Genomic DNA, 20,553 nt, shown 5'->3' with positions numbered 1-20,553 from the left:
ACTGTGCTGCTCGAACTCCGATGCGCGGTGCGGCGCACGCCGCCGCCCGCCGCCCCGCCCGCCGAGGGCCTGGGCCTGCGGCGGGCCGCACTGTCCGCCGCGTTCCTCGCGGTCGCCCTGGCCGGCGTCATCGCCCTGATCGTCCTCGGGTACGCCGTCGAGGCGCTGGTGACCGTCATCGTCACCGCCGCCGTCGAGGCCTCCGGCACGGCCGTGCGGGGGCGGCGATGAGCGCACGCGAGGAGCTTTCGCACGAGCTGCAGAAACACCATCGCCCCGCTTCCGTGCGGTCCATGGAAGCGCTCGCACTCAGGGTCGGCATGTCCCCCTCCTTCGTGCACGGGATCATCCAAGGACGCCTTCTGCCCCTGGAGGGGGAGCTGAAAGCGCTGCTGAAAGCGATGGACGTGGGTGAGCGCGCCCAGCAGCGCGCTCTACTCCTGCACGGGGAAGCGATGGCAGAACTCCACACCCGTGCGCGAACGTCCGCCAAGAGGCCGCCCGCCACCGACTGGCGCGTCCCGGTCCCGCCCGCCGGCGAACCCGATCCCGTGCTGTTCTCCACCGTGCAGGAGTTCGTCGCGGGCCTGGAGGACGTCAGGATCTGGGCCGGCGAGCCGTCGCTGCGCCACCTGGAGGAGCGCAGCGCGCGGCTGCACCAGCAGCGGCAGACGGCCTACGGCAGGGTCCTGCGGCGCAGCACGATCTCCGACATGCTCAACGCGACGTCCCTCCCGCAGATGGAGAAGGTGCGGCACTACCTGCAGATCTGCGGGGTGCGGGACATCGACGCGTGGGTGTACACGTGGCGGCGGGTCCGGACGATCGAGAGGGCCGCGCTGCGCCGGGCGGCCTGACCTGTCACGGCTCGGGAGTAGGAAGTCGGCCCCGCCGACTTCCTACTCCGGCGCCTCGTCCTCGATGGCGGCCGCCACCGGCTTGGTGTGGAGGACTTCGCGGGCCTGTTCGGCGGCGCGGACGATGCTTTCGCTGATGAAGTCGAGGAAGCGGGCGATGTTCTCCAGGCGGACGGCGGCGGGGGTGCCGGGGCCGAGGACGGCGACGCCCTGGCGGGCGGTTTCGATGACCCTGTCGTTGGCGCGGGCGCTGGCGATGACGGCCTGGTAGTAGAGCTCGTCGTCGACGATGTAGCGGTCGCGGCGGCGTTCGTCGCGTTCGCGGCGTACCAGGCTCTGGCTCTCCAGGAAGGCGATGGCCTTGGAGATGGAGGCGGGGCTGACCTGGAGGCGTTGGGCGAGTTCGGCGGCGGTGAGGCTGCCGGCGTCGGTGGTGGACAGGCAGGTGACCACGCGGGCGCCCATCCGGTTGAGGCCGGAGCCCATGAGGACGGTGGTGAGCTGTTCCTCGTAGGCGGCCACGGCCTCGTCGTCGCGGCCGTGGGGGTGGGTGCCGGGCCGTGGGCCGGCCGTGGAGGCGGGGCGGCGGCGCTGGGCGCGGTGTTCGGTGGCGCGGTGGGCGAGGTCGGCGCGGTAGGCGACGGGGCCGCCGTTGCGCATGACCTCGCGGGTGACGGTCGAGGTGGGGCGTTCCAGGCGTCGGGCGATCTCGGCGTAGGGGAGGCTGTCGGCCAGCCCCAGTGCGATCTGCCGGCGTTCCTGCTGGGTGAGCCTGCCTCCCGGCATCGCGTTCTCCTCGGTGGTGGTGGCCGTGTGGTTCCCGGTCGGCCGTGTGGTTCCCGGTCGGCCCCCACCTTAGCGTTCACCTTCAGACCATTGCAATGATCGGGGTGGCGTCCGTTGCGTTACCCGTGCGTCCGTTGCAACAGTTTCCCGCTATCCACCTGCTATTACGCCACTTTGACGCAACGAACTAGTTGCCGAGATCTTGAAAGCAACGTAGCGTTTCCAATGTCGGAAACACCGATGGAACGAAACCGCACAGGAGTGCAGCATGCAGAAGTTCGACACCCCCGCCCCGGTCACCGTCGTCCTGGACATCCCCGGCGGGCGCGTGCGGTTCATCGCCGCCGAGCGCGTCGACACCACCGTCGAGGTCCGGGCCGCCGAGCCCGGCAAGGGCCGCGACGTCCGGGCCGCCGAGCAGACCGCCGTCACCTACGAGGACGGCGTCCTGCGGATCGTCACCTCCGCGTCCGGCGGCCAGCTGCTCGGCCCCACCGGCTCCCTGGAGGTCACCGTCCAGCTGCCGGCCGGCTCCGCCGTACGGGGCAAGGCCGCGGCCGCCGAGCTGCGCGTCGTCGGCCGCCTGGGCGACGTCGCCTTCGACGGCGCGTACCGCCACACCAAGGTCGACGAGGCGGCGAGCCTGCACCTGAGCGCCGTCGACGGCGACGTCGAGGTCGGCCGCCTCGGCGGGCCCGCCCGGATCAGCACCACCCGGGGCGACATCCGCGTCACCGAGGCCCACCGGGGCACCGTCGAGCTGAGCACCCAGTCCGGGAGCATCACCGTCGGCGCCGCCGCCGGGGTCTGCGCCGCCCTGGACGCCGGCACCGGCCACGGCCGCGTCGCCAACTCCCTGCGCAACGACGGCGCCACCGTGCTCGACATCCGCGCCACCACCTCCCACGGCGACATCACCGCCCGCAGCCTCTGACCCCGTCCCGGGGCCCGACACCCGTCCAAGGGGGACACCATGACGAACAGCACCGCACCCGCGACCGGCCCTGCCCCGTGGACCGGCCTGGTGCCGGTCGACGACACCGCCCTGGCCGCCACCGACACCGGCGGCCCCGGCCTGCCCGTGCTCTACCTCAACGGCCAGTTCGCCACCCAGGGCTACTGGCGGCGCGTCCTCGCCGACCTCGGCCCGGGCCTGCGGCACATCACCTACGACGAGCGGGCCCGCGGCCGGACGTCGAAGCGCTCCGCGGACTACTCCTTCGAGGCCGCCGTCCGGGACGTCGACGCCGTCCTCGCGGCCCGCGGCGTGCGGCGGGCCCTGCTGGTGGGCTGGTCCTACGGGGCGTTCGTCGCCGCGCACTGGGCCTCGCGCAACCCGGGCCGCGCCGTCGGCGCGGTCCTGGTGGACGGCGCGCTGCCCTACGACTGGCTGACCGAGGAGCTGGAGCGGCGCATCCGCACGCAGTTCCGGCGGTGGGCACCGCTCATGGCACTGGCCCGCCCCACCGGCCTGACCCCGCGGATGACCCACCGGCAGATGTCGGAGTCCAACATCGAACTCGGCAGGATCGGCAGCGCCGCCGCACTGGGCCCGGTGCTGGACGCCATCACCGTCCCGACCCGGTACGTGATCGCCTCGGGGACCTCGCTGGGCAGCAAGGGCGACGAGCAGGAGCTGATCCGCGCGGCCCTGCCGGCGGTCACCGCGCGCAACCCGCACATCCTGATCAGCGCGAAGGTGCCCAGCAACCACGGCGCGATCCTGAAGAAGGACTTCCGCGCCATCGCCGACGCGGTGCGCGAGGTCGCCGCCCTCGACGCCCCCGACCGCCCCGCCACCGGCCGCTGACGGCCCGTCCGCCGGAGCCTGCGGAACGTCTCCACCGAGGGCCACGCCTGGGGCGGCACGAAGCGGCCTCCCCACCTCTTCGGCGGCGCCCTGAACCACCTGCCGTTCGCCGAGTTCGCCCGGATCGCCGCGCGGCTCCCGTGGTCGGACCCCGAGCAGTTCCAACTGTTCGCCATGGGGGACGGCGAAGGCCGCTTCCGGACACTCACCCTGGCCGACCTGCGGGCCTGGCCGACGGACTGAACGGCGCGCCCCTCGCCCGCACCGCCGCTCCTCAGCCGGCTCCCGCCGCCCGGCCGGCGAGGCGCCGTACCGCGGGGCGCTCGACCAGGGCGTGGCTGAGGGCGCCGGCGGCCAGGGTCGCGCCGAAGGCGGCGACGGTCAGCAGGGCGGCGAGCGGCGCGGGGTAGGTGCGGTCGCCGAGCAGCAGGGGGCGGCCGTGGAAGAGGACGACGCCCTGGCAGAGGTAGAAGCCGAAGGAGACGGCGCCCAGCCACTGGGCCGGGCGGCGCGGCGGCGGGTCCCCGGCGCCGCGCCGCAGGTCGTGCTGGGCGGCGGCGCAGATGACCAGCGCGAGCGGCAGGACCATCGGCAGGACGAAGTCGTAGGGCGAGGGGACGGCGAGCGCGAGCGCGTAGGCGGGCGCCACCAGGAGGGCGGCGGCGGCCAGGGGGACGCGCGGGGCGCGGCCGGCGGCGACGGCGCGGGCCAGCAGCATGCCGAGGACGAACTCCGGCAGCCGGGCCGGCGGGAAGAGGTAGCCGAACCACAGCTGGTCGAGGGAGACGGGCAGTTGGGGGATCCGGGGCCGGTCGGACAGCAGGACCGCGTCGGCTCCCGCGACGGCCGCGGCGGCCAGCAGGGCGGCGGCCAGGGCCGGGCGCAGGGCACGTGCGGGCAGGCGCCGTACGGCGCGGTGCAGGAGCGGGAAGAGCAGGTAGAACAGGGCCTCGCAGCACAGCGACCAACTGGGCATGTTCATCCCCGAGTTGATGTCCGGGTCGGGCGAGTAGGCGTGGACGAGCAGGAGGTTGGGCAGCCAGGTGCGCACCGGGGCGGCCCAGGCGAACAGGAGGGCGGCGGCCGCCCACATCGCCAGGTGGCTGGGGTAGATCCGGGCCAGGCGCCGGCGCCAGAACGCGGCGGGGCGCTCGCGCTCGCGCGCGGACCAGGTCAGGACGAAGCCGCTGAGGACGAAGAAGAACGAGACCCCGGCGTAGCCGGCCTTGGAGGTGGCGCGGGCGAGGGCGGCGGCGAGGCGGGGGTCGGCGAAGAAGCCGAGCGGGGCACCGGGGTGCAGCGGGTCGGCGACGAGGAAGGCGTGGAAGAGGAAGACGGCGAGGGCGGCGGCGAAGCGCAGGGAGGTGAGGGTGGGCAGGCGGTGCGGGGGTGGCGGTCCTCCGACCAGCCGAGTATCACTTCGTGCGCTCATCGCACGACTGTAGGTGACGGCGCGTCAAGTCGGGTCGCCGCCGCTGTCCCCCGGGAGGTGGATTCGGGGCGGAGGCGGACGTGAAGGCGAGGTGGAAATGGCGGTGCGCGGCGCGGGCGGGCTGGGCACACTGGCTCGATGATCATCGACCACTGGCCCCTGCGGGGGCTGCGCGTGTCCTCGCCCCGCCTGGAGCTGCGCCTGCCCACCGAGGACGAACTCGCCGAGGTGGCCGACGTCGCCGCCCGCGGCGTCCACCCGCCCGAGGAGCGCCCGTTCCTGACGCCGTGGGGCGAGCTGCCGCCGGCCGAACGGGCCCGGCACGTGGTGCAGTTGCACTGGCGGCGGCTGGGGCGCTGGAGCGCGCAGGACTGGGCGCTGAACCTGGTGGCCTTCCACGAGGGGCGCCCGGTGGGCATCCAGGACATGCGCGCCAAGGAGTTCGGCGTGCGGCGCGAGATCGTCTCGGGCTCCTGGCTCGGCCTGGAGTTCCAGGGCAAGGGCCTGGGCACCGAGATGCGCGCCGCGATGCTCCACCTGGCCTTCGCGGAGCTGGGGACGCGGTCGGCGCGGTCGCTGTCCTTCGCCGACAACCACTCCTCCCTGGCCGTCTCGCGCCGGCTCGGCTACCGCGGCGACGGCATCGACCGCGACGTCCTGGACGGGCGGGTGGTGGTCTCCCAGCGCCTGCGCCTGACCCCCGAGGCCTGGGCCGGGCACGCCCGCACCCCGGTCACCGTCACCGGCCTGGACGAGGGCTGCCGCGCCCTGTTCGGCCTCGACGACTGAGCACCCGACCGGGACGCCCGCGCGCCGGGCGAGCGGCGCAGCGCGCCCACTCCCCCGCGACGCGGGCGGCCCGGCCGACTTCCCGCGCGACCGGGCGGCCCCGGCTCAGGCCCGCAGGGCGGCGGGCAGTTCGGCCAGGGTGTGCAGGACGTGGATGCCGTCGTCGACCGGGGTGCGGGAGGCGGCGCGGTCGAGCCAGAAGGGGCGCAGGCCGGCGCCCCGGGCGCCGAGGGCGTCCAGGTCGTACCTGTCGCCGACGTAGGCGACCTCGTGCGGGGGCAGGCCCAGGCGGGCGCAGCCGGTCAGGAAGATGGCGGGGGCGGGTTTGGCCTCGCCGGGCCGGTCGGAGCCGACGAGGGCGGTGTCGGCGAAGTGGTGCAGCAGGCCGGTGGCGTGGAGTTTGGGGCGCTGCTGGTCCATCGGGGCGTTGGAGACGATGCCGAGCCGGTGGGTGGGGGCGAGGGCGGCGAGGACGGGGGCGGCGTCGGGGAAGGCGGTCCAGGCGGCGTCGCGGTGGGCGGTGTAGCCGGCGAACCAGGCGGTGGCGGCCTCGTCGGGCATGGCGGCGGTGTCCTCGCCGAGGCGGGCGAGGAAGCGGCGGACGCGTTCGCGCTGCTGGCCGGTGAAGGTGAGTTCCCCGGCCAGGAAGCGGGCGTACTGCTCGTCCAGGATCTCGCGCCACAGCGCCACCGCCGTCTGCGGGTCGGGGACGCGGCGCAGCAGGTCGAGGTGGCGCAGGTGGGCGAGGATGCCCGCCCGTTCCGAGCCCGAGTAGTCGAACAGGGTGTCGTCGACGTCGAAGAGCACGCCTCTGATCGGCACGGTCCGTCCTTTCGCCAGGTCCACGTACGTACGGACCCTACGCGGTCGCCGGCTCCCCGCTCCCGTTTCCGTCCCCGTCCCCGTCTCCGTCGTCGACGGCCAGGCGGTGGCGGGCGGCGGCCAGGAACTCCCCGGACAGGTCGGGGTCCTGGCTCGCCCGGGCGAGCAGCAGTGCTCCGACCATGGTGGACAGGTCGGCGAGCGCCTCCTGCCGTTCGGCGGGTTCGGGCAGGGCCGCCAGGGCGTCGACGAGGTCGCGCAGTCCGGCGGTGTAGGCGGTGCGCAGCGGGGTGCCGGGTTCGGTGCGGGCGGCGTCGGCGGCGAGGGCGGCGGCGGCGCAGCCGTGGCCGGGGTGGTCGCGGTGGAGTTCGGACAGGTAGCGGTGGAGGAACTCGGCGCGGGGGGTGCGCCGGGCGGGCGGCTGGTCGGCGAGTTGTTCCATGGCGTCGCGCCGTTCGGTGAAGGCGGCGGTGAGGGCCTCGGCGAGGAGGTCGTCCTTGGAGGCGAAGTGCCGGTAGAAGCCGCCGTGGGTGAGTCCGGCGGCGGCCATCGCCTCGGGGACGCTGACCTGGTCGGCGCCCTTCTCGCGGATCAGGCGGGCGGTGTGGTCGACGACCCGGCTGCGGGTGCGTTCGGCCTCGGCGCGGGACACGCGGGGCATGCCGCGGCTCCTTCCCTCTCGTACGACGCGTGGTGCGTCCGGTCGGTGCTTCCACTTGGTGCGTCCACTTTCCCATCCCCTTTAGATGATGGTAATAATCTAAATGCTGCGGCACCCGCCGGCGACGGCCCGTGCCGCCCCGAGAGCGAGGAGATGCACCATGACCGTGATCGAAGGCTCCACCGCCCTGGTCACCGGAGGCCGCCGGGGCCTGGGCCGGGCGTTCACCGCGGAACTGCTGGCCCGCGGCGCGAAGAAGGTCTACGCCACCGCCCGCACCCCCGACACCAGCGAGGACCCGCGCGTGGAGGTCCTCGCGCTGGACGTCACCGACGACGCCTCGGTCGCCGCCCTCGCGGCCCGCGCAGACGACGTCGACATCGTCTTCAACAACGCCGGCGTCCTGTACCCGGCGCCGCTGCTCAGCGCCGACCTCGCGCTGGTCCGGGACACCTTCGAGACCAACGTGCTCGGCCCGCTGCGCATCGCCCAGGCCTTCGCCCCGGTGCTGGCCGCCCGCGGCGGCGGCGCGCTGGTCGACATCCACTCGCTGCTGTCCTGGGGCGCCGGGGCCGGGGCCTACGGGGCCTCCAAGGCCGCGCTGTGGTCCCTGACCAACTCGCTGCGCCTGGAACTCGCCGCCCAGCGCACGCAGGTCGTCGGCGTGCACCTGGGCTTCGCGGACACCGAGATGGTCGCGGCCGTCCCGGTCGACAAGATCCCGCCCGCCGAGGTGGCCCGCGCCGTCCTGGACGGCGTCGAGCGCGGCGACCACGAGGTGCTGGTCGACGACGCCACCCGGGCCCTGAAGGCCGCCCTGTCGGGCCCCGTGGACGACCTGGCCGTCCTCGGCCGCCGCTGACACCCCGGCAGGACCACCGGCCCGACCGCCGACGAAAAACCCCGACCCGACCGACGACCAGGAGGAACCGCCATGCCCCTGTGGCACGTCTACCACCCGCCCGGCACCTACGACCCCGGGCAGAAGAAGCAGCTCTCCACCGACATCACGGGCTTCTACACCCGCTTCGGACTGCCGAGGTTCTACGTGGTGGTCCTCTTCCACGAGGTCGCCGCCGACTCCTTCCACGTCGGCGGCGAACCGCACGGCGCGGCCGTACGCGTCGTGGTCGAGCACATCGCCCGCCACACCGAGGACCCGGACCTGCGCAGGCGCACCCGCGAGGCGCTCGCCGCCCTCCTCGCGCCCCACACCACCGACCGCGGCCTGTACTGCGAGTTCCACGTCGACGAGACGCCGCGGAACCTGTGGATGATCGACGGCCTCACCCCGCCCCCGGAGCAGAGCGAGACCGAGAAGCTGTGGGCCCGGGAGAACCGCCCGCTCCCGTACTGACGCACCCGCACCCGCGCCGACACCGCCACCGTCGCCCCCGACGGTGGCGGTTTCGGCGCGAGACGCCACGGTCCCGGACCTCGGGGCGGCGCACAGCGGGCCGAACGCCCCTGCCGGCGGCGGGGGTTCACGCGTCGAAGCGGACCTCGGGCCACTGCGGCACGGGGGCGTCCAGCAGCGGGGCGGGGATGCCGCGCAGGTGGAGGCCGAAGTAGGCGGTGAGGTAGGCGCGTTGGGCGGCGACGGCGCGCTGCGGGTCGCCGGTGCCGAGGAAGTGCTCCAGCCGGTCGGCGGGCCAGGCGAAGACGGACTGCCCCTGGGGGACGAGCAGTTGCAGGTCACAGTAGGACAGGTGGCCGGAGCGGGTGAGGGTCAGGCGCCGGCGCCAGCCGGTCAGGTGCGGCCACAGGGTGTCCCACATGGTGTCGCGGGCGGGGCTGTCCCAGGCGGAGGCCATCAGCAGCAGGGGGCGGGTCTGGTCGGCGGTGGCGGCGGGGCCGAACAGGGGGCCGTCCAGGACCGCGCCGGCGCGGATGCGCGGGTCCTCGTACAGGGCGTGGGCGGTGGTGGCGCCGCCCATGGAGTGGCCGAACATGCCGACGGCGCCGAGGTCGAGGGCGCCGTCCAGGCCGGCGGGCAGCGGGCCGGCCGCCAGGCGGTCGAGCAGGCAGCGCACGTCGGCGGCGCGGTAGGCGACGATCGCGGCGTCGGTCATCGCCTGGACGCGGGCCTTGTCGCGCACCTCCAGGCGGTGGCCGGGGAACTCGACCTCCCCGGCGTCGTAGGTGTGGTCGACGGCGGCGACGACGTGGCCGTGGGAGGCGAGCTCCTCGGCCAGCGCGGTGTTGAAGGCGCTGTCGGCGCCGGAGCCGTGGGAGTTGAGGACCACGGGGTGGCGGCGGGTGCGGTCGGCGGGGGCGTCCGGGCGGGCGTGGGTGGCGGGCCAGGCGAGGCGGGCGCCGGGGACGGCGAAGTAGTCGGCCTGCAGGTGGGCGGTCTCGGCGGGGCTCATCCACGGCGCGTACGGGCCCCGGGCACCCGGGGCGGCGGGGTACCAGAGGCGGGCGCGCAGTTCGCGCGGGCGCGGCGCGGGGGCCCAGGCGTCGGTGCGGGCCGGGTCGTCCAGGTACAGCAGCGCGGTGCCCACGGGGCGGGGGCCGGTGGGCGCGGGCAGGCTCAGACAGGGCCGCCCCGCGGCGTCGGCCGGTACGGCGTCGGCGCGCACGGGCCCGCCGCCGGCGACGGCGCCGGCGGCGCCCAGGGCGAGCGCCCCGAGCACACCCCGACGGCTGAGCGGACGGCCGGACGGAAGGCCGGACGGGAGGCCGGACGGGAGGCCGGGCTGGGTTCTGGTCACGGGCGTGCTCCTGCGGCGATCGGGTCGGCGGGCGGCGTGCCCGTCCACCGTGCCGCCGGGCCCCGCCCGGGCGCGTCCGCCGGGGGCAGGAGCGCCCGCCGCGCCGTACGACCGCGGGCATAGGCCCGCGGCGGCAGCCGACTCCCCAGAGCCGGACCCTTACCGCGCGGGGGCCGCCTGGGCCGCCAGGAGCGCGTCGAGCAGCCCGGGGAAGCGGCTGTCGAGGTCGGCGCGGCGCAGGCTGACGAAGCGGTTGCGCCCGGCGACGCGGGTGGTGGTGACGCCGGCCTCGCGCAGCACCCGCATGTGGTGGGAGACGGTCGACTTGTGGAGGTGGTCCAGGCCCAGGTCGCGCGGGCCGCAGGAGTGCTCGGCGTCGTCGGCGTAGCTGAGCAGCAGGGTCATGCGCACGGGGTCGCCCAGGGCGTGCAGGACGGTGACGAGGTCGATGTCGGCGGTGGCGGGCTGGGGAAGCCGCTCGTCGTCGGTCATGGCGCACGCTCCTCGGGCCGCCGGGGGGACACAGATGGTTTGACAATCATCCACCAATCCCCGAGTGTTTGACGAGCGTCCAACTGTTGCATGCTTATCCAACAATCCGTTCCTGTGTCCCGGGGGGCCCTCCCGTGCCCGTTCGTCTGCTCCTGCTCGCCCTCGGCACCTTCGCCATGGGCACCGACTCGATGGTCTTCGCCGGCATCCTCGGCCCGATCTCCGCCGACCTGGGGGTGTCGGTGCCGGCCGCCGGCCAGCTGGTCACCGTCTTCGCCCTCGGCTACGCGCTGCTGGCCCCGGTGCTGGCCACGCTCACCGCCCGCTGGCCGCGCCGGCGCCTGCTGCTGACCGCGCTCGTCGTGTTCAGCGCGGCCAACGCGCTCAGCGCGCTCGCCCCCACCTACGAACTGCTGCTGGCCACCCGGGTGCTGGCGGCGGCCGGCGCCGCCCTCTACACGCCGACCGCCAACGCGGTGGCCACCACGCTGGTCGCCCCCGAGCGGCGCGGCCGGGCGCTGGCCACCGTGCTCGGCGGCATGACGGTGGCCACCGCCCTCGGGGTGCCGCTGGGCACCTGGATCGGGCGCGCCGACTGGCGGATGACGATGTGGCTGGTCACCGCCCTGGGCGTGGCCGCCTTCACCGGCCTGGCGGCGCTGCTGCGCGACCTGCCCGCCCCCGCCGCCGCCCCCACCCTCGCGGCGCGCCTGGCGCCGCTGGGCCGGCGCCGGGTGCTGGGCGCCGCCGCCACCACGCTGGTGTTCTTCCTCGCCTTCCAGAGCGTCTACATCTACCTGTCCACCGCGGTGTCCGGCGCCACCGGCGGCGACGCCGACCGGCTGAGCCTGGTCCTGCTGACCAGCGGCGTGATGTCGGTGGCCGGCAGCTGGCTGGGCGGGCGCCTGGTGGACCGCCTCGGGGTGCGGCGGGTGCTGCTGACCGGCTCGGCGGTGGCCGCGGCCGCGTTCACCGCGCTGCCCTGGCTGGGGCTCACCATGCCGGGGGCGCTGGCCTACGCGGTGGTGGTGCCGCTGGCCGGGTGGGCGGTGTCGGTGGCGCTGCCGCACCGGCTGGCGTCGATCGACCCGGCCAACGCGCCGCTGCTGATCTCGCTGAACAGCAGCGCCCTGTACCTGGGGACGGCGGTCGGCGGTGTGGCCGGCTCGGCGGCGATCGCGGTGCTGGGCGGGCGCTGGTTCCCGTTCGCGGCGGCGGCGCTGGCGCTGGCCGCGTGCGCGGTCGCGGCGGCGACCACCCGCGACGAGCGGGCCGCCCGCGCGGCGGCCCCGGCCCCGCGGCAGGAGCCGTCCCGCGCCTGAGGGACGACCTGCGCCCGGGCAGAGGCCCGTGCCCCGGTCCGGCAGGCCGCCGGACCGGGGCACGGGCGTACCGGGTTCAGCCCCGCAGGACCTCGCCGACCAGGGCGCGGGCCTCGTCCTGCACCCGGGCGAGGTGCTCGTCGCCGTGGAAGGACTCGGCGTAGATCTTGTACACGTCCTCGGTGCCCGAGGGCCGGGCCGCGAACCAGGCGTTCTCCGTACAGACCTTGATGCCGCCGATCAGGGCGCCGTTGCCGGGGGCCTTGGCGAGGACGGCGGTGATCTTCTCCCCGGCGATCTCGCCGGCGCCGACCCGCTCCGGGGACAGCCGGGCCAGGCGGGCCTTCTGCTCGCGGTCGGCGGGGGCGTCCACCCGGGCGTAGGAGGGGGCGCCGTGGCGCTCGGTCAGGTCGCGGTAGCGGGCACTGGGGGTCTCGCCGGTGACGGCGGTGATCTCGGCGGCCAGCAGGGCGAGCAGGATGCCGTCCTTGTCGGTGGTCCACACCCCGCCGTCGCGGCGCAGGAAGGAGGCGCCGGCGCTCTCCTCGCCGCCGAAGCCGATCGAGCCCTCCAGCAGGCCGTCGACGAACCACTTGAAGCCGACCGGGACCTCCACCAGGGCGCGGCCGAGGTCGGCGGCGACGCGGTCGAGCATCGAGGAGGAGACCAGGGTCTTGCCGACGCCCGCGTCGCCGGGCCAGTCGGCGCGGTGGCGGTAGAGGTAGTCGACGGCCACCGCCAGGTAGTGGTTGGGGTTCATCAGGCCGCCGTCGGGGGTGACGATGCCGTGCCGGTCGGCGTCGGCGTCGTTGCCGGTGGCGATGGCGTACTCGTCCTTGCGGCCGATGAGGGAGGCCATCGCGGCCGGGGAGGAGCAGTCCATGCGGATCTTCCCGTCCCAGTCCAGCGTCATGAACCGCCAGGTCGGGTCGGTCCGCGGGTTGACGACGGTCAGGTCCAGGCGGTGGGTCTCGGCGATGCGCGCCCAGTAGGCCACCGACGCGCCGCCCAGCGGGTCGGCGCCGATGCGCAGGCCCGCCTCCCGCACCGCGTCCAGGTCCAGGACGGAGGGCAGGTCCTCGACGTAGGCGGTGAGGTAGTCGTGGCGCCCGGTGGTGGCGGCGGCCAGCGCCCGCGCGTACGGGACCTTCCTGACGCCGCGCATGCCCTCGCGGATCAGCTCGTTGGCGCGGTCCTGGATCCGGTTGGTGGCCTGCGAGCCGGCCGGCCCGCCGCTGGGCGGGTTGTACTTGAAGCCGCCGTCGCGCGGCGGGTTGTGCGAGGGGGTGACCACGATGCCGTCGGCGAGCGCGCGCGGGCTGCGCCGGTTGTGGGCGAGGATCGCGTGCGAGACCGCCGGGGTGGGGGTGTAGCCGTCGGCGGCGTCGATCAGCACGTGCACGCCGTTGGCGGCCAGCACCTCCAGGGCGGTGGCCTTGGCCGGCTCGGAGAGGGCGTGGGTGTCCGCGCCCAGGAACACCGGTCCCGCGACGCCCTGTTCGGCCCGGTACTCGCAGATCGCCTGCGTGGTCGCGGCGATGTGGTCCTCGTTGAAGGCCCCGTCCAGCGACGAGCCCCGGTGCCCCGAGGTCCCGAACGCCACCCGCTGCCCGGGCTCCTGCGGATCCGGGTTCAGCGCGTAGTACGCCGTCACCAGCCGCGCCACGTCCACCAGGTCACCGGGCTGCGCCGGCTGCCCGGCCCGTGCGTGTGCCATCCGTCTTCTCCCGCCGAAAGTCGGTACTCGCGATACGTCCTCGCCCCGTGTTCACCGATCGTAGCCAGAACGCGACCGTGCCCCGAACCGCGCGAACGGCCCGGGGCACCACGGACGGACGGGGACCAACGGGGGCGCAGGGCCTCAGCCGGACAGCCGCTGGCGGTGGGCCGCCAGCTCCGGGGCGGTGGTGGTGGCGAGGAACTCCGTCACCCGGTACTGCGTCAACCCGGCCCGCACGAACGGGTCGGTGGCCACCAGCGCCTCGATCCGGGCCCGGTCCCCGCCCACCGCGAGGATCACCCCGCCGTCGCGCGGCACCTTGCGCCCCGAGGCGAGGAAGGTGCCCGACGCGTAGTGCTCCTCGAGCCACGCGATGTGCCGCGGCAGCGCCTCCTCGATCGACTCCAGGGCGGCGGTGTACGTCAACTCCAGTACGAACATGGCGCCCAGGCTAGCGTCCGCCACCGCGCCCGGAGGGTGCCGACCCCCATCCTGCCAGCTCAGGGCAACGCTCCGGTAGGACGCAGCACACCCTTCTTCCGCCTTGCCGCACCCCGCCCCGCACCCGCAGACTCGTGCGCATCCCACCGCGAACCCCGCGCCCACCGCCCTGCCCAGGGCGGGAGGCGCGCACGGCGTGCTGCCCGCACGCGGCGGGAGGCAGCTCACGAACGGCGAAGGGGGACACGCGACATGAACGAGGACCTGGTGCTGAGGGCACGGGTGCGGCTGCTGCTGAACGACGACTGGATCCTGTCCGGCGAGGACGCGCTGTGGGTCTACCGCACGCTGTTCGCGGTCAACCCGCGCGTCCACGCCCACCGGCTCGTCCACGCCCTGCTGGACGCGGTCCGCTCCCCACTGGTGGCCGACCTGCCCCGGGCCCGGCTGGCCCTGCTGGAGGAGGCCGCGACGGCCACCGCCTGGATGGACAACGACCGGGACCCGTACCGGCCGATGCTCGTCAACGCCGTGCTCCACCGCCTCACCGCCCTGCGCGAACAGCTGGACGGTGCGGGGCAGTAGGTGATCACCCGATGGTTGCGGTACAACAATCCCTATTTGACGACTGATCGGAGAAATTCTGATATGAGCAGGTCAGGACTGTCACGCCGCGCCCTCCTCGCCTCGGCCGGCGCCGGCGCCGTCAGCGCCGTCATCGGCTGGAACACCGCCACCGCCGCCTGGGCCACCGAAGCCGACACCGGCGCCGGGACCGGGACCGCCGCGGGCGCCGACATCGCCCGACTGCCCGCCCTGGACGGCACGGTGACCCTCCAGGGCGCCGGCCTGGAACGCTTCGCCACCGACTTCGGCCACCTCGTCACCGCCACCCCCCGGGCCGTCCTGCGCCCCGGCTCGGTACGCGACGTGCAGCAGCTGGTCGCCTTCGCCCGCCGCCACCGCATCCCGGTGGCCGTCAACGGCCAGAGCGGCGACCTCGCCCAGCTCGGCGAGGCCGGCCTGGAGTCGCACTCCAGCTACGGCCAGGCCAACCCCCGCGGCGGCGTCGCCATCGACGCCCGCGGCCTGTCCAAGGTCCTGTCCGTGCGCCCCGGGCGCGCCGTCGTCGAGGCCGGGGCCACCTGGGCGCAGGTCACCGAGGCCGGCCTGGCCGCGGGCTGGGTGCCGCCGGTGCTCACCGACTACCTGCACCTGACCGTGGGCGGCACGCTGAGCGTCGGCGGCATCGGCGGCGGCGTCCAGCGCCACGGCATGCAGGTCGACAACGTGCTGGAACTGGACGTCGTCACCGGCACCGGCGAACTGGTCACCGCCTCCCCCACCCGCAACCGGGAACTGTTCGAGGCCGTGCTGGCCGGCGGCGGCCAGGTCGCCGTCATCGTGCGCGCCACCCTCGCCCTGGTGAAGGTCCGCGAGCGCGCCCACGTCTTCTCGCTGTACTACGACGACCTGGACGCCTACCTCGCCGACCAGCAGAAGGTCATGGCCGAGCGCCGCTTCGACCTCCAGGTCGGCGACGTGGTGCGCAGCGAGGACGGTGCGCGCTGGCGGTACAAGGCGGAGCTGGTGGCGTTCGCGGACGCCGGGGGCGCGGTGGACCGGGCGGCGCTGCTGGCGGGGCTGCGCCCGGTGTCGAGCGAGGTGGTGGAGCAGAGCTGGCGGGAGTACGCGTTCCGGGTGGACGGCTTCGCCGGGTACCTGCGCGCGTCGGGGCTGTGGGCGCTGCCCAAGCCGTGGCTGAGCGTGTTCCTGCCGGCGTCCGCGGCGCGGGCGTTCATGGCGCGGGCCGCGGAGGTGCTGACCGCCGCCGACCTGGGGGCGGGGCTGCTGCTGTTCTACCCGTACCAGCGCTCGAAGGTGCGGGCGCCGCTGGCGGTGCTGCCCGGGCAGGAGGTGGGCTGGCACTTCGACCTGCTGGCGTTCCCGGGGCCGGGCTCGGACACGGCGGCGATGCTGGAGCGCAACCGGCGGCTGTACGACCTGGCGGTGGAGCTGGGCGGCAAGCGGTACCTGATCGGGGCGGTGCCGGGGATGACGGGGGCGGACTGGCGGCGCCACTACGGGGGGCTGTGGGAGACGGTGGCGCGGGCCAAGCGCCGCTGGGACCCGGCGGGGATCCTGACGCCGGGGCAGGGCATCCACGCGTCCTGACCTTCTCGTCGTCCCTCGGTTCAGAGCCGCCCGCGCGCGAACACGGCGGCGCGGGCGGCCCCGGTGGGGACTGTTGGAGCCCTGCTGCCTGGCTCACGGCTTATATGCGTGGGGCACCGGGGCCAGCCGCCATGCCGGCAGGAAGCGTGACCACCGCCTTGACACCACCGTTCTCCACGCACTGCATCTCAACATCAATACCAAGGTGGGCAGCAATGCGGCGAACGATGAACAGACCCATACTGGGCATACTCCGATTGATGGGCGACGGGTCCGCGAACAGCGCATTCACGGCCTCCGTGTCCGCAGGCTCCATGCCAGAGCCCTGGTTGAAGATCGAAACTCGCACTCGACCATCCGCCAGAACCTCGGCGACCACGTGCACCAAGCTCTGCGGCGGAGAGAACATCGTCGCGTTCTCAAGCAGTTCGGAGATGAGGTGCGTCAGCCCGGTCACGGCGATACCGTCTATCTCAACACCTCCACACGCCACTTCCGCGAAGTCGACGCGCTCATAGCTGCCGACCTCGCCAGCCGACGCACGCAGCACGTCGATCAGGGGCACCGCCCAGTGACTTGCACGTTTCGGCTCCTCCCCCACGAGCAACAATTGCACCTCACTGAACCTGCGCGCACGAGTTCCCAACTGGTCTATGCGATACAGGGCTTCAAGTCGGCCGGGATCCCCTTCGCCATCCTCCGAATCGTCAAGCAAGGAGAGCTGACGACCGAGTAGCTTCTGGGTGCGGCCGGCCAAAGCGGCGGCTACCGCCTCGGCGTTCGCGCGGAGCATAGCCTGCTCTGTCGCCAAGGTAGCCAGTTCACGGTGGAGCTGGTCAAGGCAGTCAGCCATCCGCTCCAAGTCCTCATTACCTCGCACTCCCACCGAGGGGAACTCGGGTCGCGGCCCGGAACCGCCTCCGGAGGCGACCGCGATGTGCCTCATCAGCGCAGGAAGATCCGCGTGGAGGGCTCTCTCCACCTTCTCCCGCATCCTCCGCAGAACCGCGAACAGCGCGTCGCCGCTGACTTCGACTCGCTTTTCCGCTTCCGTGGCCCGGGCCTGCGTTCGCGCGATCTCCACAATCCGGGTCGCCTGCACCTTCACCGAACGCTCTTTCTCGTCGGCCCAACCCAGGACTTCGCCCAACAGGTGATCGGCCTCTCGCCTGGCATCCTCCAGAACCTTCTGGGCCTCAGCGCGGATCCGGGCGGCATCGGCCTCGGCCTCGGTGCGCAAACACACCGCCCTTCGTTCCGTTTCCGAGGCACTGCGGACGCTTGCTTCGACCATGTTCTTCGTGGCACGACGGATGCTATTCAGCGGTGACTGAACCTCTCGCTGCCGCGCCTTCAGGTCTACCCAGCGCAGACGCCAGTGCCCCACGACGTCCGACGAAGACCTGCCGCCCAAGCCATCGGGAAACAGGAAGGTGAGCACCTGAACGAATTCGATGAGGAAATCCACCGTAGGCAGGCGCTTGCCGGACAGCATGTCGGTGATTCCCGCTTTATGAAGCCTGGTCTTCTTGGCTGCTCTGCACACCTGACTATAGGAAGGGGTTCCGAACTCGACATACAGGCGTTCCAGGTCTCGCAGAAAGTCCGCGAACGCCTCATCGTAGGCAGCGGCCGCATCCAGCGCATCGGCGTCCACCATGTCGTCCGACATCCGTCCTCTCCTTCGGCCCCCTACACTTTACCGTTGACCGCGATCGAACATCATCGAATGTCACCGAACGTTCTCGAACGGCCGAGCCTGTTCGAAATCAGCCACATTTCGTCCGCTCACCAGCGCCATTCGTCCGAGATTCGACCAGGCCGTACGCCTCGTTTTGAATGACAAGCGGCATGCTGCTCCCCTGTATCCATGACGACCGACTCCCCCGCACCCGAGCAGGATCCGGAGCGCAGCCCTTCGCAACGAGCGGAGCGCCCGACCCGGCACCGCGCGTTGGACCTGCTTGCGCTGGCGACGCTCCTCATCCTCGCAACATGCGTATACCTCGCAGTGGGCAGCGACGGCTTCTCAGTGATCACGGGTGCCGGCGTCGGACTGTACGGGGTGTGGCGCGCGCGGCGGTGACTCTCCTCCCACCTAAACCTCAAGCAAGAGTTTCGAACTCGAAAGAGTGACAGCGGGTTAACCCGCCACACGGGGAGAACATTCCTTGGGAGCATGGCCGAGTTCCATACGGCTATGGGGGTCCCGGTGCGATCCGAATCAGACTCAAGAGTCCACCTGTACATGATGATTCGACGCGACGCCGAAGCCGGGATGTCGAACCGCGCCCTTCAGCGCAGGCACAACGTCGGCTACCGGACGGTGAAGGCGGCTCTGGATCACATGGATCACGAGAAAAGGACCCCTTCCCCTCAGGGCATGAGCGACCCATTCCTGGACGACACACCTCGCCGCATGGTGCGCGGCTACATCAGCGCGCTTGAAGAGCAGTTCACTCTGCCATCTGAAACAGCTTCGCCCGGCACACCCGGCCCACTCTCGGACTCGGCAGTCGACGCCGAGGTGGACTTCATCGATGTGACCGTTCGACTGGCAGGAAAGCTGACCACGTGCTACCTGTTCACCTTTCGACTGACATACTCCGGAAAGGCGGTGCACCGCATATTCGCCTCCGCCGGACAGGAGGCCTTCCTTGAAGGGCACGTCCATGCACTGAGTACAATCGGAGGGGTACCGACCGGGCATGTATATTACGCCCCCTCCAGAGCTCTACTCTCCGACGTCTTGGGAATCCCGCGACGACAGAGCGAACCCCAACGATGGACGGCTTTCCGAAAACATTACGATCTGAATGTCGTCTACGGGCAACCTGCCAACTGCTCTATCATCCGAAACGGCATCCACACACCGTCGGGCCAGTTTAAGCGCAGGCATCTGATGCCGGCGCCCGAAGTCGAGACGCTTGCCGAACTCAACACCCTTATCGATCGGTGGGACCGTGAAGACGGAAGCCTGCGCTCCGAGTCCGGATCACACACCGTGAACCACTGCTTCGGCATTGAGAAGAAATGTCTCGGAGCATTGCCGTCCGAGCCGTTCGAGACCGCTCGGGCTATGACACCGAAGGTGGATCGCCACGGTCTGATCACTGTCCGAATGAACAGGTACTCGGTCCCTGTATGGCTCATCGGCTGCACGGTGCGAGTCCAGCTGAGCTCGTCCGAACTCGTTGTCTATGACGGGAAGGACGAGGTTGCCAGGCACGCACGGCTGGCGTCCAGGGACGGGGTGCGGCTGGACCTAAATCACTATCTCAAAGCGTTGATCCGCAACCCTGCGACGCTTCCCGGATCGACCGCGCTCGAGCAGGCACGCTCCGCCGGAGCTTTCACCCCGGTCCACCAGCTCTGGTGGGACCAGGCGGTCATCGCGCTCGGGGAGCAGGGAGGCACCAGGGCACTCGCCGACGTCCTGCTGCTGAGCCGCCACCTCTCGCATGAGCACGTCGCTATCGGTCTGGCCTCCACATTGAAATCGGGCACGATCTCCGCCGACGCGGTGGCACTGGAAGCTCGCAAGGCCGCCGAGGCCGACGGCTCTGCCGCAGGGGACGAGCCCCCTGCCCCAGCCGACCCCTCGGCTGCCAAACGTCTCGCCAATCTGCCGCCCGACAACCGGCCTGTGCCCTCGGTGGCCACGTACGACCAGCTCCTGCGACGCCCCCGTACCAACCGTCCCCCCGTCTGAAGGAAGCATCGTGTCCATCCACACACAACGTGTCCGCACCGACCAGGCAGCCCACGTCGCAGTCGATCAGGCGTGCCGCGCGCTTCGACTCCCGACCATCCGGGCGAAGTTCACCGAGCTCTCAGAAGCGGCTGAACGCGATCAGATGTCACCCATCGGGTTTCTCGCCGAACTCCTGATGAGTGAATGCGACGACAGGAACCGCCGCCGTTCCGAGCGACGGATCAAGGCTGCAGGGTTCCCGCGAGACAAGTCGCTGCGCAAGTTCGACTTCACCGCCAACCCCAACATCGACCCGGTGATGGTCCAGAGCCTGGCCTCTTGCGACTGGATCAGGAAAAGCCAGCCCCTGTGCCTGATCGGAGACTCGGGTACGGGGAAGTCACACTTGCTGATCGCTCTCGGAACGGAAGCCGCAATGGCCGGGTTCCGGGTCAAGTACGTCCTCGCTACGAAGCTGGTCAATGAGCTTGTCGAAGCTGCCGACGAGAAGCTGCTCACCAAGACCATCGCCCGCTACGGCCGCGTCGATCTCCTGTGCATCGACGAACTCGGTTACATGGAGCTCGACCGACGCGGCGCCGAACTGCTCTTCCAGGTCCTGACCGAACGGGAGGAGAAGAACAGCGTCGCCATCGCGTCGAACGAATCGTTCGGAGGCTGGGACAACACGTTCACCGATCCTCGCCTCTGCGCGGCCATCGTCGATCGCCTCACCTTTGGTGGCAACATCATCGAGACCGGCACCGATTCCTACCGCCTCGCCTCCACTCGCGCTCGGGCGGCTCAGCAACAGGGCACCGCCTCATCCTAAGCCTGT

General features: G+C 72.4%; 21 protein-coding genes. 12 read left to right on the top strand and 9 right to left on the bottom strand.

From position 1 onward, the window contains the following. Window positions 1-3 precede the first annotated feature (3 nt). The gene (locus tag ACLWS4_RS11005) at window positions 4-231 is read left to right on the top strand and encodes a hypothetical protein (RefSeq protein WP_416873944.1); all 228 of its coding nucleotides are present in this window, start codon (window positions 4-6) and stop codon (window positions 229-231) included. Further along, window positions 228-857, top strand: a complete 630-nt coding sequence (locus ACLWS4_RS11000; RefSeq protein ID WP_416873943.1) for a helix-turn-helix domain-containing protein — start codon at window positions 228-230, stop codon at window positions 855-857. The genes ACLWS4_RS11005 and ACLWS4_RS11000 overlap by 4 nt, the downstream gene beginning before the upstream one ends. Window positions 858-899: 42 nt before the next feature. Here ACLWS4_RS11000 and ACLWS4_RS10995 read toward each other — a convergent pair whose 3' ends face one another. Continuing rightward, window positions 900-1,643, bottom strand: a complete 744-nt coding sequence (locus tag ACLWS4_RS10995) for a helix-turn-helix domain-containing protein (RefSeq protein ID WP_416873942.1) — start codon at window positions 1,641-1,643, stop codon at window positions 900-902. Between the two features lie 268 nt (window positions 1,644-1,911). Between ACLWS4_RS10995 and ACLWS4_RS10990 the strand changes: the two genes are divergently transcribed. Both ACLWS4_RS10990 and ACLWS4_RS10985 read left to right on the top strand, forming a co-directional pair. Beyond that, window positions 1,912-2,577, top strand: a complete 666-nt coding sequence (locus ACLWS4_RS10990) for a DUF4097 family beta strand repeat-containing protein (protein WP_416873941.1) — start codon at window positions 1,912-1,914, stop codon at window positions 2,575-2,577. A gap of 39 nt (window positions 2,578-2,616) precedes the next feature. Continuing rightward, window positions 2,617-3,453: an alpha/beta fold hydrolase gene (locus ACLWS4_RS10985; protein WP_416873940.1), complete on the top strand. Its 837-nt coding sequence runs from the start codon at window positions 2,617-2,619 to the stop codon at window positions 3,451-3,453. Window positions 3,454-3,727: 274 nt separating this feature from the next. Here the strand turns inward: ACLWS4_RS10985 and ACLWS4_RS10980 are convergent, their stop codons facing one another. Beyond that, window positions 3,728-4,885 carry an acyltransferase family protein gene (locus ACLWS4_RS10980; RefSeq protein ID WP_416873939.1) on the bottom strand — a complete coding sequence of 386 codons (1,158 nt, stop codon included), beginning with the start codon at window positions 4,883-4,885 and terminating at the stop codon, window positions 3,728-3,730. A gap of 138 nt (window positions 4,886-5,023) precedes the next feature. Between ACLWS4_RS10980 and ACLWS4_RS10975 the strand changes: the two genes are divergently transcribed. After that, complete coding sequence (locus tag ACLWS4_RS10975) at window positions 5,024-5,674, top strand: GNAT family N-acetyltransferase (protein WP_074006297.1); 651 nt, start codon at window positions 5,024-5,026, stop codon at window positions 5,672-5,674. A 105-nt stretch (window positions 5,675-5,779) separates the two neighbouring features. On the opposite strand, the gene ACLWS4_RS10970 is transcribed toward ACLWS4_RS10975, so the two are convergent. Continuing rightward, the gene (locus tag ACLWS4_RS10970) at window positions 5,780-6,496 is read right to left on the bottom strand and encodes an HAD family hydrolase (RefSeq protein ID WP_416873938.1); all 717 of its coding nucleotides are present in this window, start codon (window positions 6,494-6,496) and stop codon (window positions 5,780-5,782) included. Between the two features lie 37 nt (window positions 6,497-6,533). Further along, window positions 6,534-7,157: a TetR/AcrR family transcriptional regulator gene (locus ACLWS4_RS10965; RefSeq protein ID WP_416873937.1), complete on the bottom strand. Its 624-nt coding sequence runs from the start codon at window positions 7,155-7,157 to the stop codon at window positions 6,534-6,536. Window positions 7,158-7,317: 160 nt separating this feature from the next. Between ACLWS4_RS10965 and ACLWS4_RS10960 the strand changes: the two genes are divergently transcribed. Next, on the top strand, window positions 7,318-8,019 hold the full coding sequence (locus ACLWS4_RS10960; protein ID WP_380744475.1) for an SDR family oxidoreductase: 702 nt from the start codon (window positions 7,318-7,320) through the stop codon (window positions 8,017-8,019). A gap of 72 nt (window positions 8,020-8,091) precedes the next feature. Beyond that, window positions 8,092-8,514, top strand: coding sequence for a tautomerase family protein (locus ACLWS4_RS10955; protein WP_375874240.1), 423 nt, complete (start codon window positions 8,092-8,094; stop codon window positions 8,512-8,514). Window positions 8,515-8,641: 127 nt separating this feature from the next. Here the strand turns inward: ACLWS4_RS10955 and ACLWS4_RS10950 are convergent, their stop codons facing one another. Together ACLWS4_RS10950 and ACLWS4_RS10945 are read right to left on the bottom strand one after the other, a co-directional pair. Continuing rightward, window positions 8,642-9,871 carry an alpha/beta hydrolase family protein gene (locus tag ACLWS4_RS10950; protein ID WP_416873936.1) on the bottom strand — a complete coding sequence of 410 codons (1,230 nt, stop codon included), beginning with the start codon at window positions 9,869-9,871 and terminating at the stop codon, window positions 8,642-8,644. 159 nt (window positions 9,872-10,030) lie between these two features. Then, the gene (locus ACLWS4_RS10945; RefSeq protein WP_049661305.1) at window positions 10,031-10,363 is read right to left on the bottom strand and encodes an ArsR/SmtB family transcription factor; all 333 of its coding nucleotides are present in this window, start codon (window positions 10,361-10,363) and stop codon (window positions 10,031-10,033) included. A gap of 134 nt (window positions 10,364-10,497) precedes the next feature. On the opposite strand from ACLWS4_RS10945, the gene ACLWS4_RS10940 reads away from it, so the two are divergent. Beyond that, complete coding sequence (locus ACLWS4_RS10940; protein ID WP_416873935.1) at window positions 10,498-11,685, top strand: MFS transporter; 1,188 nt, start codon at window positions 10,498-10,500, stop codon at window positions 11,683-11,685. Window positions 11,686-11,761: 76 nt separating this feature from the next. Here ACLWS4_RS10940 and pgm read toward each other — a convergent pair whose 3' ends face one another. Together pgm and ACLWS4_RS10930 are read right to left on the bottom strand one after the other, a co-directional pair. Beyond that, window positions 11,762-13,402, bottom strand: coding sequence for a phosphoglucomutase (alpha-D-glucose-1,6-bisphosphate-dependent) (gene pgm / locus ACLWS4_RS10935; RefSeq protein ID WP_049656775.1), 1,641 nt, complete (start codon window positions 13,400-13,402; stop codon window positions 11,762-11,764). Between the two features lie 144 nt (window positions 13,403-13,546). Beyond that, window positions 13,547-13,846 carry a YciI family protein gene (locus ACLWS4_RS10930; RefSeq protein ID WP_416873934.1) on the bottom strand — a complete coding sequence of 100 codons (300 nt, stop codon included), beginning with the start codon at window positions 13,844-13,846 and terminating at the stop codon, window positions 13,547-13,549. 252 nt (window positions 13,847-14,098) lie between these two features. Between ACLWS4_RS10930 and ACLWS4_RS10925 the strand changes: the two genes are divergently transcribed. Together ACLWS4_RS10925 and ACLWS4_RS10920 are read left to right on the top strand one after the other, a co-directional pair. Continuing rightward, the gene (locus tag ACLWS4_RS10925; RefSeq protein ID WP_074006292.1) at window positions 14,099-14,431 is read left to right on the top strand and encodes a hypothetical protein; all 333 of its coding nucleotides are present in this window, start codon (window positions 14,099-14,101) and stop codon (window positions 14,429-14,431) included. Between the two features lie 63 nt (window positions 14,432-14,494). Then, the gene (locus ACLWS4_RS10920; RefSeq protein ID WP_416873933.1) at window positions 14,495-16,021 is read left to right on the top strand and encodes an FAD-binding protein; all 1,527 of its coding nucleotides are present in this window, start codon (window positions 14,495-14,497) and stop codon (window positions 16,019-16,021) included. A 100-nt stretch (window positions 16,022-16,121) separates the two neighbouring features. On the opposite strand, the gene ACLWS4_RS10915 is transcribed toward ACLWS4_RS10920, so the two are convergent. After that, window positions 16,122-17,693 carry an ATP-binding protein gene (locus ACLWS4_RS10915; protein WP_416873932.1) on the bottom strand — a complete coding sequence of 524 codons (1,572 nt, stop codon included), beginning with the start codon at window positions 17,691-17,693 and terminating at the stop codon, window positions 16,122-16,124. Window positions 17,694-18,269: 576 nt separating this feature from the next. On the opposite strand from ACLWS4_RS10915, the gene ACLWS4_RS10910 reads away from it, so the two are divergent. After that, entirely contained in the window at window positions 18,270-19,733 is a 1,464-nt protein-coding gene (locus ACLWS4_RS10910) for a Mu transposase domain-containing protein (RefSeq protein WP_416873931.1), read from the top strand. Between the two features lie 10 nt (window positions 19,734-19,743). Further along, the gene (gene istB, locus ACLWS4_RS10905) at window positions 19,744-20,547 is read left to right on the top strand and encodes an IS21-like element helper ATPase IstB (protein ID WP_416873930.1); all 804 of its coding nucleotides are present in this window, start codon (window positions 19,744-19,746) and stop codon (window positions 20,545-20,547) included. The last annotated feature ends 6 nt before the right edge of the window (window positions 20,548-20,553 follow it).

Origin of the sequence: Kitasatospora sp. SC0581 (genome assembly GCF_048159585.1) — a bacterium.
Taxonomy (GTDB): domain Bacteria; phylum Actinomycetota; class Actinomycetes; order Streptomycetales; family Streptomycetaceae; genus Kitasatospora.
Note: the sequence above shows the minus strand (reverse complement) of the source record. Positions and strands in the feature narration are given on the sequence as shown.